This is a genomic window from Kitasatospora sp. NPDC022785 (genome assembly GCF_055561295.1).
Genome location: NZ_JBVHHB010000004.1, coordinates 459686 through 474498, shown reverse-complemented (window position 1 = coordinate 474498; position 14813 = coordinate 459686). Strand labels below are relative to the sequence as shown.

16 protein-coding genes and 1 pseudogene are annotated in these 14813 nt (G+C 71.8%); 9 read left to right on the top strand and 8 right to left on the bottom strand.

Annotation, left to right across the window (positions count from 1 at the left end):
• The first annotated feature begins 47 nt into the window (after positions 1–47).
• The gene (locus ACZ3YO_RS09885) at positions 48–215 is read left to right on the top strand and encodes a hypothetical protein (protein ID WP_465567237.1); all 168 of its coding nucleotides are present in this window, start codon (positions 48–50) and stop codon (positions 213–215) included.
• On the opposite strand, the gene ACZ3YO_RS09880 is transcribed toward ACZ3YO_RS09885, so the two are convergent.
• Complete coding sequence (locus ACZ3YO_RS09880; protein WP_465567235.1) at positions 185–481, bottom strand: hypothetical protein; 297 nt, start codon at positions 479–481, stop codon at positions 185–187. The genes ACZ3YO_RS09885 and ACZ3YO_RS09880 overlap by 31 nt on opposite strands.
• 142 nt (positions 482–623) lie before the next feature.
• Positions 624–1532, bottom strand: coding sequence for a hypothetical protein (locus ACZ3YO_RS09875; RefSeq protein WP_465567119.1), 909 nt, complete (start codon positions 1530–1532; stop codon positions 624–626).
• Positions 1533–1747: 215 nt separating this feature from the next.
• Here ACZ3YO_RS09875 and ACZ3YO_RS09870 point away from each other — a divergent pair.
• The 3 genes and pseudogenes from ACZ3YO_RS09870 to ACZ3YO_RS09860 form a co-directional block, all read left to right on the top strand.
• A pseudogene (locus ACZ3YO_RS09870) lies at positions 1748–1933 on the top strand (alpha/beta hydrolase); the annotation flags it as partial.
• A gap of 114 nt (positions 1934–2047) precedes the next feature.
• Entirely contained in the window at positions 2048–2272 is a 225-nt protein-coding gene (locus ACZ3YO_RS09865) for a hypothetical protein (protein ID WP_465567233.1), read from the top strand.
• Complete coding sequence (locus ACZ3YO_RS09860; protein WP_465567116.1) at positions 2269–2892, top strand: hypothetical protein; 624 nt, start codon at positions 2269–2271, stop codon at positions 2890–2892. The genes ACZ3YO_RS09865 and ACZ3YO_RS09860 overlap by 4 nt, the downstream gene beginning before the upstream one ends.
• 8 nt (positions 2893–2900) lie before the next feature.
• On the opposite strand, the gene ACZ3YO_RS09855 is transcribed toward ACZ3YO_RS09860, so the two are convergent.
• Complete coding sequence (locus ACZ3YO_RS09855) at positions 2901–3833, bottom strand: hypothetical protein (protein WP_465546015.1); 933 nt, start codon at positions 3831–3833, stop codon at positions 2901–2903.
• Between the two features lie 264 nt (positions 3834–4097).
• Between ACZ3YO_RS09855 and ACZ3YO_RS09850 the strand changes: the two genes are divergently transcribed.
• Complete coding sequence (locus ACZ3YO_RS09850) at positions 4098–4769, top strand: papain-like cysteine protease family protein (protein WP_465567113.1); 672 nt, start codon at positions 4098–4100, stop codon at positions 4767–4769.
• A gap of 9 nt (positions 4770–4778) precedes the next feature.
• Complete coding sequence (locus ACZ3YO_RS09845) at positions 4779–5624, top strand: hypothetical protein (protein ID WP_465567110.1); 846 nt, start codon at positions 4779–4781, stop codon at positions 5622–5624.
• A gap of 93 nt (positions 5625–5717) precedes the next feature.
• Here the strand turns inward: ACZ3YO_RS09845 and ACZ3YO_RS09840 are convergent, their stop codons facing one another.
• Both ACZ3YO_RS09840 and ACZ3YO_RS09835 read right to left on the bottom strand, forming a co-directional pair.
• On the bottom strand, positions 5718–6377 hold the full coding sequence (locus ACZ3YO_RS09840) for a TetR family transcriptional regulator (protein WP_396320608.1): 660 nt from the start codon (positions 6375–6377) through the stop codon (positions 5718–5720).
• Between the two features lie 8 nt (positions 6378–6385).
• Positions 6386–8029 (bottom strand): MFS transporter, encoded by a 1644-nt coding sequence (locus ACZ3YO_RS09835; RefSeq protein WP_465567107.1) that lies wholly within the window; start codon positions 8027–8029, stop codon positions 6386–6388.
• A gap of 328 nt (positions 8030–8357) precedes the next feature.
• On the opposite strand from ACZ3YO_RS09835, the gene ACZ3YO_RS09830 reads away from it, so the two are divergent.
• A complete protein-coding gene (locus ACZ3YO_RS09830; protein WP_465567104.1) occupies positions 8358–8846 on the top strand; it encodes a hypothetical protein in 489 nt (162 codons plus the stop codon).
• Here the strand turns inward: ACZ3YO_RS09830 and trhA are convergent.
• A complete protein-coding gene (gene trhA / locus ACZ3YO_RS09825; RefSeq protein ID WP_465567102.1) occupies positions 8817–9500 on the bottom strand; it encodes a PAQR family membrane homeostasis protein TrhA in 684 nt (227 codons plus the stop codon). The genes ACZ3YO_RS09830 and trhA overlap by 30 nt on opposite strands.
• A gap of 276 nt (positions 9501–9776) precedes the next feature.
• Here trhA and ACZ3YO_RS09820 point away from each other — a divergent pair, with 276 nt between their 5' ends.
• Positions 9777–11618 carry a phosphoenolpyruvate carboxykinase (GTP) gene (locus ACZ3YO_RS09820; RefSeq protein ID WP_465567099.1) on the top strand — a complete coding sequence of 614 codons (1842 nt, stop codon included), beginning with the start codon at positions 9777–9779 and terminating at the stop codon, positions 11616–11618.
• 168 nt (positions 11619–11786) lie between these two features.
• On the opposite strand, the gene ACZ3YO_RS09815 is transcribed toward ACZ3YO_RS09820, so the two are convergent.
• On the bottom strand, positions 11787–13001 hold the full coding sequence (locus ACZ3YO_RS09815; protein ID WP_465567096.1) for a pyridoxal phosphate-dependent aminotransferase: 1215 nt from the start codon (positions 12999–13001) through the stop codon (positions 11787–11789).
• Between the two features lie 100 nt (positions 13002–13101).
• Entirely contained in the window at positions 13102–13857 is a 756-nt protein-coding gene (locus ACZ3YO_RS09810) for a hypothetical protein (protein ID WP_465567094.1), read from the bottom strand.
• Positions 13858–13985: 128 nt separating this feature from the next.
• Here ACZ3YO_RS09810 and ACZ3YO_RS09805 point away from each other — a divergent pair, with 128 nt between their 5' ends.
• Complete coding sequence (locus ACZ3YO_RS09805) at positions 13986–14699, top strand: A24 family peptidase (protein ID WP_465567091.1); 714 nt, start codon at positions 13986–13988, stop codon at positions 14697–14699.
• Positions 14700–14813: the final 114 nt, after the last annotated feature.

Genomic DNA, 14813 nt, shown 5'->3' with positions numbered 1-14813 from the left:
CCCCGCCCGGATCCGGCGGCGCGGTCTTCCGCTGGGTCGCCCTGCCGATGTTCCACGCCGGCCACCACGCCGACCCGGCCGCCAACCTGGGCTTCTACACCACCCTGTGGGACCGGCTGTTCGGCACCATCGACCCCGCCTACGACACCCGCCGCACCACCGAATGGCCGGCGCCCGCCGGCCGTCAGTCGATCGCGTGGACCCCGGGCGACTGACGGACCCTGGTGTTGAACGGGTCGCTGCCGCCCGCAGCCACCGGGCTCCCGCCCATCGACCGGTCGCTGTTGCGGTAGTTGTGGGCGGTGGCGAGCAGATTGCCGCCGGCTGTCTTCATGTCCTCGGCCAGCCCGTCGAGCAGCGTCTTCCAGGCGGCCGAGCAGTCGTGCAGCGCCGCCCCGCTCTGCCACCCCGGCAGGGCCGCCGCCGCCCGGTCGCTCGGTGCGGCCAGCTTCGCCGTCTCCTCGGGGACCTTCCCGGCCACCGTCTGTGCATTGGTACCGGCGGCGGACAACTCGTCCGGCCGCACAGTGAATCCCGCTCCTCCGGCCACCGTCTCCCCCTCGGCTGTGCTGTCGGCTGTGCGCGCTATGGTAGCGGCGAGTGCAGGGGTGAGCATCCGTGAGTCACAGCTGGGGGGCTGGGAAGTGGATCTGGCAGGCCTGAGGAACGCCAGACCGGAGGAGCTGTACGCCGCGGCCGAGGCGTACGGGCAGTTGTACAAGGCGTACGTCCAGCACGCCACGGACTGGAAGGGCGGCACCGCCGACCGGGTGCACGGCTCCGGCTGGACGGGTGACGCGGCCGACGCGGCCACCAAGTCCCTGGACGCGACCACGGCCGAGCTGCAGGCCGCAGACATCGAACTGTCCTGCATCGAGGGCACCTTGCGCGGCCACGCCGACACCTTCACCCTCGCGCAGTCCAAGCTGCGGCAGGCGCTCACCGACGCCGCCGCCAAGAACCTCAAGGTCGCGGACGACGGCACCGTCAGTTGGAACGCTTCGACCAACCTCTACCAGGCGGCCGACTGGGCGGACAAGCAGAAGGCGGCCGCCGAGGAGATCAGCAAGCGGATCACCGCCGCCCTCACCGAGGCCACCCAGGCCGACCAGGGCCTCGCCGCCGACCTCAAGCGCTTCACCGGCCGCGCCACCGACAAGTCCGGCCTGGACCTCAAGACGGCCAACGCGGACGGGTACCTCCAGCAGTTCGGCGACCTCAACAACCCGGGCTACAAGAAGGACCTGCCCGGGAAGGACGCCACCCCGACGGAGGTCAACTCCTGGTGGAAGGGCCTCGACCCGGCGGGCCAACAGTGGTTCATCGACCACCACCCGGAGGCGATCGGCAACCTGGACGGCATCCCGGCGTCGGTACGGGACCAGGTGAACCGGGCGTACCTCGCGAAGATGCTTGACTCGATCGACGCCAAGAACCGGGCGAAGCCGCCGGTGCCACTGACCGACGTCGAGAAGGAACAGTTCGCAAAGCTGAATCCGATCCGGCGGCGGCTCGACGAGGACCAGAGGCATGCGGACGACGGTCGTCCGGTGGACTACCTGCTGGTTCTCGGCCAGGAGGGCAACGGGCGTGCGGCGATCTCCTTCGGAAACCCGGACACGGCCACCGACATCTCCGCCTATGTTCCCGGCATCACGACTGTTCCCGCGTCCTTGGGGCCGAAGGACAACTGGCAACCTGGGACCAACGAGGCCGAGCTCCGGCCTACGCGAAGTTCCTCAGTGGCGTGCGGGCGAGCCATCAGGGCGGCGAACCGCCCCATATCACGTCGATCGGCCACAGCTACGGCTCGTACGTGGTCGGCCAGGCCACCAAGCTCACCGCCCAGCCGGGTTCGTCGTACCAGCGACCGGACGACGTGGTCTTCATCGGCAGCCCGGGCATCGGTGTGGACAAGGCCGCCGACCTGGGGATGCCCGGCCACGTCTGGGCGGGCGCGGCCGCCAACGACGTCGTCACCCACACCCCGACGAAGGGTGACGCGTTGGTGGCCGTGGGCGGTCCGCTCGGCCCGGCCCTGGCAGTCGTGAAGCACGACCTGCTCAACCCGGACGAGGGCTGGTACGGGAGGGACCCGGCCAGCGCGTCGTTCGGCGCCCAGCGCTTCGGCGTGGACGACTTCGGCCAGACGACGGACATCATCGGGGCGCACACCAAGTACCTGACCCCGGAGGGCGGCGGCCCCTCGCTGGGGAACATCGCCTCCATCGTGACCCGCGGCTGCGACGTCGTGCGGGTGGAGGGTCGATGAGGTTCCGCTGGAAGGTGGTCGTCCCGCTCGTGGTGGTGGTCTCCGTGCTGATCACCGGAGTGGGATTGTTCTACAACGGATACGGGCCCATGGCATTGCGGGACAAGCGTGTCCTGCACCTGAAGGACCCGGCGGTGGCGAAGGACCGGATCGACGAGTTCCTGCGCGCCACCATGGCCGGAATCTCGCCGCAGGTGGCCTTCCTCGGCGGCGACTACCAGGTGACGCGCGAGGAGGACCACTGGGACGGCGAGCCGAGCCTGAAGTCGCGGCTCTTCGGAGCAGTCGCCATCCGTACCCGGATATCGCAGGTGAAGCTCCCGGGCTTGCTCGACCAGATCAGCCGGAACTGGGAGAGCCTGGGATGTGGCCCGGTGGACCGGACGGAGACCGGGCAGTACAGCCCGGGGCTGGCCTCCCTCGGCTGCGCGACCTTCGACGACCTGTTCGTGGGGCTCAGCGCGTCCTCTGACGGGTCGTACAACAGTGTCTCCTTCAGTGCGGAACTCGACTTCGTGCGGTACCGGCCCGCTCGTGAGTACGGGCCGATGCCGTCACTGCCCCGGGGGTCGACAGGCGAGCGCGGCGGTGACCTGGACGACCCCTACTGGTCCCACTGACCCCTCCGCTACTCCCAGTCCCACCGGACGCCCAGCAGGCACGGCTGCAGGGCGGAGGCCACCAGGTGCACGCACCGGTGGCCGTCGAGTGTCAGCTCCTCCGTCTCGTACGGCTTCTCGCCGGGTGAGTGCAGCGCGAAGCGGTGGCAGCGGACGGGGAGGGCGGCGGGGTGGAAGGTGACCTGGAGGACGTACTGGCCGGCGCCGGAGTTGAAGCCGCGGACGTACTCGCTGCTGGGGGTGGGGGTCGGGGCGTCGTCGAAGCCGTAGCCGAGGAGGTGGGTGTCGCCGGCGCGGAGGCGGCGGTCGAGGAGGAGTTCGGCGACGAGCAGATCGTGGGCGGGGTCGCGGCGGATGCGGCCGGGGCGGCAGTTCTCCTCGGCGCGGACGCCGACGCGGTCGATGTCGCAGCCGGGGTCGCCCTGGTAGATGGCGAGGTAGCGGTCGATGCCGTCGCGGTGGGCGCGCAGGGCGTGCTGGGAGTCGCGGCGGACGAGGTGGCGGTCGGGGCCGATGCGGATGCGTTCGATGTGGGTGATGGTGTGCAGGCCGGTGTCGCGCGGGCTCGCGATGGTGGCGAGCAGGTCGTCGACGGCGGTGGCCGGGGTGATGAGGTCGCGGTAGGGGCGGACGGGTGGGCCGGCCGGGTCGGCGGGGGTGGCGCGGCGGGGGCCGAGGAGCCGGGTGAGGGAGTGTGCGGGGAGGTCGAGGACGTCTTCCAACGCCCTCACCGCGCGGAGGGATTCGGCGCGTTCGGGGCGGCGGCGGCCCTGCTGCCAGTAGCTGAGGCTGGTGATGCCGACCTGGACGCCGCGTTGGGCGAGGTGTTCGCGGACGCGGTGCAGGGCGAGGCCGCGGGCGGCGATGGCGGTGCGCAGGGCGAGGTGGAACGGGCCGGTGCGCAGGGCGGTGGCGAGGTCCGCCTGTTCGCTGCGTTGCATGGCGGCCTCCTCGGGGGCGGGCCGGGCAGGTTCCGGTTGGTCGTGAATATTCACATGCGGAGGGCGGTTTGTCACCGGTGGTGGCATGCCGCGCGGTGGTTCCGGGGGTGGCGTTCACACCTGGGCGGGGTCGTTCACACCTGTGGACGGGGGTCGCGAGGGCCGTTGACCAGGCTCTGTCAACGGCGGGATGCTCGGTGACGCGATCCGGACCGCACCCCCACACTTCTCCACTCCTCTGCCTGTGCAAGGAGGAACGCCCCCATGTCAGTTCCACGGATACGCCTGCGCCGTGCGGTCTCGGTGCTCGCGCTCGGCGTGCTCGGCCCGGCGCTCACCGTCGCGGCCACCGCCCCGGCCTCCGCCGCCCCCAACGGCGCCCCCAACGGCGCCCCGGCCCCCACCGCGCACGTCCGCCCGGCAGGTGCCTCGGGCAGTACGGCCGACCTGGCCGGCACGTACAAGAAGCTCAACATCACCATGCAGCAGCAACAGCAGACCAACTGGTGCTGGGCGGCGAGCGGCAACACCATCGCCACCTGGTTCGGTTACAGCTACAGCCAGAACCAGTTCTGCAACGCCGCGTTCGGCCGGTCGACCAGCTCCAGCTGCCCCAACAGCCAGGCCACGCTGGGAGATGTGCAGAACGGCCTGAGCTGGGTCGGCATCAACCCCGGTTCGTACGTCACCGGGTACCTGCGGTACAGCACCGTGCAGACGGAGGTGAACGCCGACCGCCCGGTCGAGACCCGGATCCAGTGGAGCTCCGGCGGCGGTCACATGCACGTGGTGTACGGGTACGACACCTCGAACAACTGGGTCTACTGGGGTGACCCGTGGCCGTCCAACTACCGCTACAACTGGGCGGACTACAACTACTACGTGTCCAACGGCACGTTCTCCTGGACCCACTCCCTGTACCGGATCGGCGCGTGAGGGGCGACCATGACCAGCATCCGTAACGCGGCCGTGGCCGTCCTGATCGCCGCCGGCCTCGGTCTGGCCGTCACCCCGGCGGCGTACGCCGGGAGCGGGGCCGGTTCTCCCGCACCGCTCGCCGGTGCCGACCTGGCGCAGGCCCGGGGCGCGGCCCAGAACCCCGCCGTCCTGGACCAGTTGGGCCACTTCTTCGCCCGCAAGGGCGTGCCGCCGACCAAGCAGCTGACCATCGGCGCGGCCGAGGAGGCGCAGGCGGCGAGCGCCGCCGCGCCGAGGCTGTCCGGCGACACCGTGCCGGTCTACACCCTGGACGCGGCCTTCGTGGCCGGGACCCCGGGTGCGCCGGTGGCCAGGGCCGAGTTCACCGCCAGCAAGGCCGTCTCGGCGGACGGCCAGGTGGCCTCGGTCTGGACGGCGAAGCAGGGCGACACCTGGCGGGTCGTCAACATCGCCTCGGGCGGCGACGAGACCGACTACGCGGCGCAGGCGGCCGGCAGCGGCGGCGGGACGGCGTTCCGCGAGCCGCAGCTCAACGCCTGGTACGTGCTGCGGGACGACCGGGTCCTGCCGTTGGACGACGAGGCGCGGCGCTCGGTGGGCGCGGCCGGGGTGAGCCTGGCGGCGTACCAGAAGCTGGTCCAGCAGCGGTACGGGGACAAGCTGCCCGGTTCGGCGTACGACCGGGCCGGGAAGGGCGGCGGCTACCAGCCGGACGCCACCGTGCGGGAGGCGGCTGCGGAGGGCGGCGGTACCGCGCTGCCCACCGTCACGGCGGCCGCGGCCCTGGGCGTCACCGTGCTCGCGGGCGCGGGTGTCGCGCTGCGGCGGCGGGCGGGTGCCCGGCGCGGGTAGCGCCACCGGGTGAGGGGCGGCGGGGTCCGGCACGGCAGCCGGGCCCCGCCGTCGCACGCCCAGCCGCGCGGCCCGCCCGGACGCCCGCGCCGGCTACAGCCCGGCGAACCCGCGTTCCAGGAAGGCGAAGGTGTCGTCGACGAGGTCCGCGAGGTCCAGCGTCCCCTCGCTCTCGGCCCATCGCAGCGCCGCCTCGGTGGTGGCCGCGCCGATGGCGGCCGCGGTGATCCGCATCTCGAAGGTCGGCTCCTCGACGCCGGTCCGGCGGGTCAGCACGTCCAGGTAGAGCAGCTGCGGGTTGTTGGCGTCCTCGTGCATCCGGGCGCGCAGCGCGGGCACGTCCTTGACCAGCCGCATCCGGATGAGCAGTTCGTCCCGCTCGTGCTGCGACAGTTCGCGGATCAGCCCGATGAGGGACTCCCGGCAGGAGTGCAGGAACGGTTCGTCGGAGGGGCGGGCCAGCAGCGCGGTGACCATCGCCGGGTCGTACTCGTCGGTGAGGACGAGGTCCTCCTTGGTGCCGAAGTACCGGAAGAAGGTGGACTGCGAGACCTCGGCCGCCGCTGCGATCTGCTCCACGGTGGTGTTCTCGTAGCCCTGTTCGGCGATCAGCCGGTACGCCTCGCGGCGGATCGCCTGGCGGGTCTTCAGCTTCTTCCGCTCGCGCAGCGACAGCGGCGCCTCCAGCATCGCCTGGACCGGGTTGGCCGGTCCTGCCGCCGGGGGTGCCGTTGTCGGCCGCGTTGCGTTCATACCTTCGATTATCCGTGATCGGAGGCCGGCACGGAGGCCGTCCCGGACGGTGACCCCGGCTGCGACCCCGCATCGGCGGCGGCCGCCTCCCGCACCTCGGCCGCCTGGGCCGCGGCCTCGGCCGCCTCCTGCGCCTCCGCCGCCGCGCGCGGCTCGGCGCTCGGCATCCTCAGCGCGACCAGCACCGCCGACAGCACCGCGATGGCCCCGGAGGCCAGCAGCACCACCGTCATGCCGTGGACGTACGCGGCGTGCGCGGAGGCGGCCAGCGCCCGGTCCCCGGTGGCGGCGGCCACGGCGTCGGCGGCGACCACCGACTGTTCGGCCTTGTGCGCGGCCTCGGCGGGGAGCGCCGCGGTGTCCAGCGAGCCGCGGTACGAGCCGGCCAGCAGGCTGCCGAAGACGGCCACCCCGATCGCCCCGCCGACCTGGCGCAGGGTCTGGATCAGCCCGGAGCCGACGCCGGCCCGGGCGGGCGGCAGGGTGAGCAGGGCGGAGGCCTGGGCGGTGATCAGCGACAGGCCCATGCCCAGGCCCAGCAGGGTGAGCCAGAGCGCGGCCAGACCGTAGCCGTCGGAGATCGCGGTGCGGCTGCCGAGCAGCAGGGCGGCGGCCAGTACGGACAGCCCGACGGAGATCACCGCGCGGGCGCCGATCCGGGTGACCAGCCGGTCGCTGAGCTTGGCGGCCACCATCAGCCCGAGCATCATCGGCATCAGCCGCAGGCCGGTGCCGAAGGCGTCGGCGCCGAGCACGCTCTGGAAGTAGAGCGGCAGGACGAAGAAGGCGCCGAACAGGACCAGCGAGACCAGCGTCGCGGCCACCGCCGACCAGCGGAAGGTCGGGTCGGCGAGCAGGGTGAGGTCGAGCATCGGGTCCCGCTGGCGGCGGCTGCGCCGTACCAGGGCGGTGAGCGCGACCAGCGAGCCGCCGAGCATGCCGAGCACCAGTGGGTCGGCCCAGCCGCGGTCGGGGCCCTCGATGATGCCGAAGGTGAGTGCGGCCAGGCCGCCCGCGCCGAGCACGGTGCCGAACAGGTCGATCCGGGGCGCGGCGGGGTTGCGGGTCTCCGGGAGCAGCAGGACGCAGGCGACGATGCCGATGGCGGTCAGCGGGATGTTGATCAGGAAGACCGAGCCCCACCAGAAGTGCTGGAGGAGGAAGCCGCCGATCAGGGGGCCGAGCGGGGCCCCGGCCGCCAGCGAGGCGGCCAGGATCGCCGTGGCGCGGCGCTGCTCGCCGGACGGGAAGAGCCCGGGGATCACCGCCATGGACATCGGCATGACCAGCGCGCCGGCCATGCCCATCGCCGCGCGGGCGGCGATCAGGGTGCCGGGGCTGTCGGCGAGCATGCCGACCGCGGAGGAGAGGCCGAACAGGGCGAGGCCCACGGTGAGGGTCCGGCGGCGGCCGAACCGGTCGCCGATCAGTCCGGCCGGGAGCATCGCGGCGGCGAAGACCACGGTGTACGAGTCGACGATCCACTGCTGCTGCCCGGTGCCGGCCTGCAGTTGGGAGGCCAGGGTGGGCAGGGCCACGTTGAGGATCGTCATGTCGAAGCTGATCACCAGGACGCTCAGCGCGACGGCGACCAGCGCCAGCCAGCGCCGCGGGTGCGGCCCGGGCGGGGCGGGGGCGGGAGCGGCGGACACGGGCAACCTCCGGAAGCCGATCGGAAGGGAGTGAAAGGTTCTCTCAAATGACAGTAACTCCCAAAAGATGGCGACCGTCAAGACGCCGGCATGTGTTCACATTGTCACTCTCCGTCATGTCTCCTGGAAGTGCTGGTTCCGCACATGGAATTGACGCAACGTTGATCTGTCGTTCGCCGCTTCGGGGCGCCTGCGGGTGACTGTCGGTAGATACGATGTGGCAATCGGTCAGTGCAGGCCGACGCGTGCCGAGAGCGGAGAAGGGGTGGGGCGGCAGGAGCCGACCACTGGCCCGGCGCAGGAACCGGCGCGGGAAAGGGGAGTCCGAATGGCAGACAGGGAGTCGACCGCCCAGATCTGGGGCGCGGCGGTGGTGGTGGGATCGGCGCTGGCCGTGGTCGCCGCCTATCTGATCAACGGCGCCCCGCTGGTGCTGGCGGTCGCCGGGATCGAGGTGCTGCTGCTGATGGCGTACGTCGGCCGCCGCTGGCGGTTGCTGCGCCAGCCCGTCGCGCCGCGTGGCCACCAGTCGGCCGGTGGGGCCCCGGACGCGGCTCACTGCGAGCGCTGCCGCCGGGCCCGCGAGGCGCTGGACGCCCGGCAGGCCCGGCAGGCCCGCTCCCGCCCGTACGTCGACGGCTCGTACGTCGACGGCCCGTACGTCGACCGCTCCGGCGCCGACCGCCCCGACCACGGCCACCCGCCGCGCCCCGCCTCGGAGTGGACGGCGGAACGGGCGGCCACCCGGTCATCGGACCGGCCGGCCGCCCGTCATGGCGTTCCCGGCTCAGCCGGCCGCGCTGTACGCCACCAGTGAGACCCCGACGTACTGCACGATGAAGGCGCCGAGGGTGAAGGCGTGGAACACCTCGTGGAAGCCGAACCAGCGCGGTGACGGGTTGGGCCGCTTGAGCCCGTACACGACCCCGCCGACGCTGTAGAGCACCCCGCCGACGACCATCAGCACCACCACGGCGACCCCGCCGCTGTGCAGGAACTCCGGCAGGAAGAACACGGCGGCCCAGCCCAGCGCTATGTACACCGGTGTGTACAGCCAGCGCGGTGCGCCGACCCAGAAGACCCGGAACGCGATCCCGGCCAGCGCCCCGCCCCAGGCCACCCAGAGCAGCACCTGCTTCGCGGCACCGTCCAGCAGCAGGATGGTGAACGGGGTGTAGGTGCCCGCGATGATCAGGAAGATGTTCGCGTGGTCGAGCCGGCGCAGGACGGCGTCGCCGCGCGGGCCCCAGGTGAAGCGGTGGTAGACCGCGCTGACCCCGAACAGCATCCAGGCGCTGACCGAGTAGATCGCGCAGGCGGCCTTGGCGGACGTGGAGCCGGCCTGGCAGATCAGCACGATCCCGGCGGCCACCGTGGCGGGGAACATCGCGGCGTGCAGCCAGCCGCGCCATGTCGGCTTGCTCTCCGTACGCTCCGTGATCTCCACGAGCTCAGCAGTCATGGGCAGCATGCTACCTGCTACCTACGGAGCCGTAGGTTACTGCCGCGTAGGAAGTGGTGCTCATCACTACTTGGACGTTTTGGAGTGTTCGACTCCAGGGTGCGAGTGCCCCGACTGGGCCGAAGCCGATGCCTTACCCGCCAGTAACCAGACTGAATGTAGTAAAAGATGCGTCAATTTCACCGCTGTGCCGTATTCGAGCCTTGAGGCCGGAGCTACGCTGCAAGCACCCTCAAACCCCCGCTACGCCGCCTCCCTGCCGAGATGGCGTGAAACGGAGCGATCGTGTCGTACGAGAACCTCGCTCTCAGCGCATCCGCGCCCACCCGCCACAAGCGTCTGCTGGCTTGGGTGAGCGAGATCGCGGAGCTCACCCAGCCGGACCGCATCGAGTGGTGCGACGGTTCCGAGGACGAGTACCACCGCCTCGCGGACCTGCTGGTGGCCCAGGGCACCTTCAAGAAGCTCAACGAGGAAAAGCGCCCCAACTCCTACTACGCCGCCTCGGACCCCACGGACGTGGCGCGCGTCGAGGACCGCACCTACATCTGCTCCGAGCAGGAGAAGGACGCCGGTCCGACCAACAACTGGAAGGCCCCCGCCGAGATGCGGGCCGTCTTCCAGGGGGAGAACGGTCTGTTCCGCGGCTCGATGAAGGGTCGCACCATGTACGTGGTGCCCTTCTCGATGGGCCCGGTGGGCTCCCCGCTGGCCGCGTACGGCGTCGAGATCACCGACTCCGCCTACGTCGCCGTGTCGATGCGCGTGATGACCCGCATGGGCCAGGCCGTGCTGGACCAGCTCGGCGAGGACGGCGACTTCGTCAAGGCCGTGCACACCGTCGGTGCCCCGCTCGCCGAGGGTCAGGCGGACGTGCCGTGGCCGTGCAACAGCACCAAGTACATCTCGCACTTCCCGGAGACCAGGGAGATCTGGTCCTTCGGCTCCGGCTACGGCGGCAACGCCCTGCTCGGCAAGAAGTGCTACGCGCTGCGCATCGCCTCGACCATGGCCCGCGACGAGGGCTGGCTGGCCGAGCACATGCTCATCCTCAAGCTCACCCCGCCCGCCGACGACAAGGGCCAGGCAGAGCCCAAGTACGTCGCGGCCGCCTTCCCGTCGGCCTGTGGCAAGACCAACCTCGCCATGCTCCAGCCGACCATCCCGGGCTGGAAGGTCGAGACGATCGGCGACGACATCGCCTGGATGCGCTTCGGCGCCGACGGCCGCCTGTACGCCATCAACCCCGAGGCCGGTTTCTTCGGCGTCGCCCCCGGCACCGGCGTGGACACCAACGCCAACGCCATCGAGACGCTCTGGGGCAACACCGTCTTCACCAACGTCGCCCTGACCGACGACGGCGACGTGTGGTGGGAGGGCCTCACCGACGAGCCGCCGGCCCACCTGACCGACTGGCGCGGCAACGACTGGACGCCGGAGTCCGGCACCCCGGCGGCCCACCCGAACGCCCGCTTCGCGGTCCCGGCCGCGCAGTGCCCGACCATCGCCCCCGAGTGGGAGGACCAGGCGGGTGTGCCGATCTCGGCCATCCTCTTCGGCGGCCGCCGCGCCACCGCCGTCCCGCTGGTGACCGAGTCCTTCGACTGGCAGCACGGCGTCTTCCTGGGTGCCAACATCGCCTCCGAGAAGACCGCCGCCGCCGAGGGCACCGTCGGCGAGCTGCGCCGCGACCCGTTCGCGATGCTGCCTTTCTGCGGCTACAACATGGGTGACTACTTCGCCCACTGGCTGAAGGTCGGCGCCCAGGCGGACGCCGCCAAGCTGCCGAAGATCTACTACGTGAACTGGTTCCGCAAGAACAGCGAGGGCAAGTTCGTCTGGCCCGGCTACGGCGAGAACAGCCGCGTGCTCAAGTGGATCGTCGAGCGCCTGCAGGGCGCCGGCGAGGGTGTCGAGACCCCGATCGGCGTGCTGCCGACCGTCGAGGGCTTCGACCTGGACGGCCTGGAGCTGTCGAAGGAGGACCTCGACCTGCTCTTCACCGTCGACGCCGACATCTGGCGCCAGGAGGCCGCGCTCGTCCCGGCCCACCTGGAGCTGTTCGGCGACCACACGCCCACCGAGCTGTGGGACGAGTACCGAGACCTGGTCGCGCGCCTCGGCTGAGCCTGAGCCTCAGCCGAGAGCAATCGGCGGTGCGTGGCACGAATCGCGCACCGACCGAGCGACAGGACGGCCGGAGCCCCGCCGGACGATCTTTCCCCGACCAAGGAGATCGTCCGGACCGGGACTCCGGCCGTAGCGTTTTCACCGAGGAGTGCCGCAGCGGCGCCGTCAGGGCTGGGTGTAGCTGCCGAGGAAGTCGCCGATGCGGGTGACGGCGTCGGTGATCTCCTCGGCGCGGGGGAGGGTGACCACCCGGAAGTGGTCCGGCTCGGGCCAGTTGAAGCCGGTGCCCTGGACCAGCAGGATCCGCTCGGCACGCAGCAGGTCCAGCACCATCTGGGCGTCGTCCTTGATCTTGTAGACCTTCGGGTCCAGCCGGGGGAAGGCGTAGAGCGCGCCCTTCGGCTTCACGCAGCTGACCCCGGGGATCTCGTTGAGCAGCCGCCACGCGGCGTCCCGGGACTCCAGCAGCCGGCCGCCGGGGAGGACGAGGTCCTTGATCGACTGCCGCCCGCCGAGCGCCGCCGCGACGGCGTGCTGGGCCGGCATGTTGGCGCAGAGCCGCATCGAGGCGAGCACCGTCAGGCCCTCGATGTAGCTGCGGGCGCGGTGCCGGTCGCCGGAGAGCACCATCCAGCCGGAGCGGAACCCCGCGACCCGGTACGCCTTGGAGAGACCGTTGAAGGTGACGCAGAAGAGGTCCGGGGCCAGGGTGGCCAGCGGGATGTGCTCGGCGTCGTCGTAGAGGATCTTGTCGTAGATCTCGTCCGCGTAGACCACCAGTTTGTGTCGGCGGGCGATCTCGACCAGGCCCTCCAGGACCTCGCGCGGGTAGACCGCGCCGGTCGGGTTGTTCGGGTTGATCACCACGATCGCCCTGGTCCGGTCGGTGACCTTGGCCTCGACGTCGGCGAGGTCCGGGTACCACTCGGACTGCTCGTCGCAGCGGTAGTGCACGGCGGTGCCGCCGGCCAGCGAGACCGAGGCGGTCCAGAGCGGGTAGTCCGGCGCCGGGACGAGCACCTCGTCGCCGTCGTCCAGCAGCGCCGTCATGGCCAGCTGGATCAGCTCGGAGACGCCGTTGCCGAGGAAGACGTCCTCGACGGTGAGGCCGTGCAGGCCGCGGTCCTCGTAGTGCATCACCACGGCGCGGCGGGCCGCGAGCAGGCCCTTCGAGTCGCCGTACCCGTGCGCGGACGCGAGGTTGCGCAGGATGTCCTGGAGGATCTCCGGGGGCGCGTCGAAGCCGAACACGGCGGGGTTGCCGGTGTTGAGCTTCAGGATGCGGTGGCCCTGTTCCTCCAGCCGCATCGCCTCGTCGAGCACCGGGCCGCGGATGTCGTAGCAGACGTTGGCGAGCTTGCTGGACTGGATGACCTGCATGTCTGCCTACTTTAGGGGCACCGCGGGGCGGTCCGGCGCGCGTGCGGGGAGACGCGCCGGACCGCCCGGGAGGAGCCCCTTCGATCGAGAGGCGGAGCTGTCAGCCGACCTTCCAGATCAGGGGCTCGGTGTCCAGAACGCTGCCGAAGACGAGGAACTTCGGCGGGGTATTGGTCGGGACGAGATAGACGGCACACTGCTGCTGGGTCTGGCCGTCCGCCAGGGTGCCGGGCTTCTTGCCGGAGTCGCACTGCGGGATCGACTTCAGGATGGTCGGGGCCGGCAGGGCGCCGCCGGTGCCCGACGCGTCGGACTTCACCTTGAACCGCATCATGAAGTACTCGTCGGTGAGCGGGGCGCCGGTGCGGTTGGTGAAGGAGACGGTCACGTAGTACGGCGTCTTGCCCTCCACGTCGGCCGGCTTGAAGTTGAACGACGCGATCTCGGCGGCGGTGCCCTTGACCACGGAGACCGGGGTGACGTCGGCCTTGGTCTTGCCGAGGTAGCTGCCGGTGGCGGTGGGTGCCAGCGGGTTGTCGTAGCTGATCTTGCTGCCGCTGCCGCCCCCGGCCCCGCCGATCGGGTTGCCGCTGGTGGCGGCCGAGGGGACGGGGTTCGGGGTCGAACCGCCGCCGCCCGCGCCGGCGCCGCCGCCCGCGGTGCCGGCCGGGTCCCCGCCGGTGGCCGACGGCGCCCCGGTGGCGGCCGGGGTGCCGGTGACGGCCGCGGTCGCGCCGCCGGTGCCCGCCGCGCCCGGGTCGGCCGGGTCCGCGTTGTCCGGCCCGCAGGCCGTGAGCAGCAGGGCCAGGGCCGCGAGCGGGACGGCCGCGCGCAGCGTGTTCTGAGTGTTGGTCACAGTGTTTCCCCGTGGATGATGTGGTCGGTGCGGTGCCCGGACTCCGATGGCACCGCAGGGGTCCGACGCCGATGAGCGCGGACCGGTTCCCGGAGGGCCGGTCCCGGCGGTGAGCGAGAGGGGGCACCGTGGCCGTCACGGTACTCGGTGCGGTGCTGGCCGGTCTGCTGGTGGCACCGGCGCTGCGCGGGCTGGTGGTGCGGTACGCCGTGCCCGAGGGCCAACCGTGGTGCACCGCCTGCCCGTTCTGCGCCCGGGAGCTGCGCGGCCTGCCGCCGACCGGGCGCTGCCCGGGCTGCCGGGAGCGGCTGGGCCCGCAGTCCTGGCTGGTCGAGGCGGTGACCGCGGCGTCGGCCGCGGCCGCGTTGAGTGCGGCCCACCCGGGCGACGCCCTGCTGCTGCTCTGGGCGGCCGGGCCCGGTGTGGTGCTCGGCTTCACCGACGCCCGGGTGCGCCGGCTGCCGTACCCGCTGAGCTGGACGCTGGCGGCCGGACTGACGTTGCTGCTGGTGGTGCTGGAGCTCGTGGACGGCCGCCCCGGCGTGCTGCTGCGCTGCCTGCTGGTGGGGCTGGCCGCCGCCGCACTCTTCGAACTGCCCGGCTGGTTCGGCCTGATGGGCGCCGGGGACACCGTCCTGGCACTCGGTCTCGGCGCGCTGCTCGGCCGGTACGGCTGGTCAGCGGCCTTCACCGGGCTGTTCTCGGCCGCGTTCCTGGCCGGGCTCTGGGCGATCGCCCGGGCCGTGGCCGCCCTGGTCCGGCGGCGGCCGGTGCGCGGCCTGGACCTGCCGATGGGGCCCTTCCTGCTGCTCGGCACGCTGGCCGCAGTACTTCTCCGGTAGGACCGGTAGGACCGGCAGGAAGCGTGCGGGGAAGCGGACGGGCCCGCCGTACCGGTCAGGTACGACGGGCCCGTCGGCGGCGCGCGGGCCCCACCCTCAAGGAGCGGCGCGCCG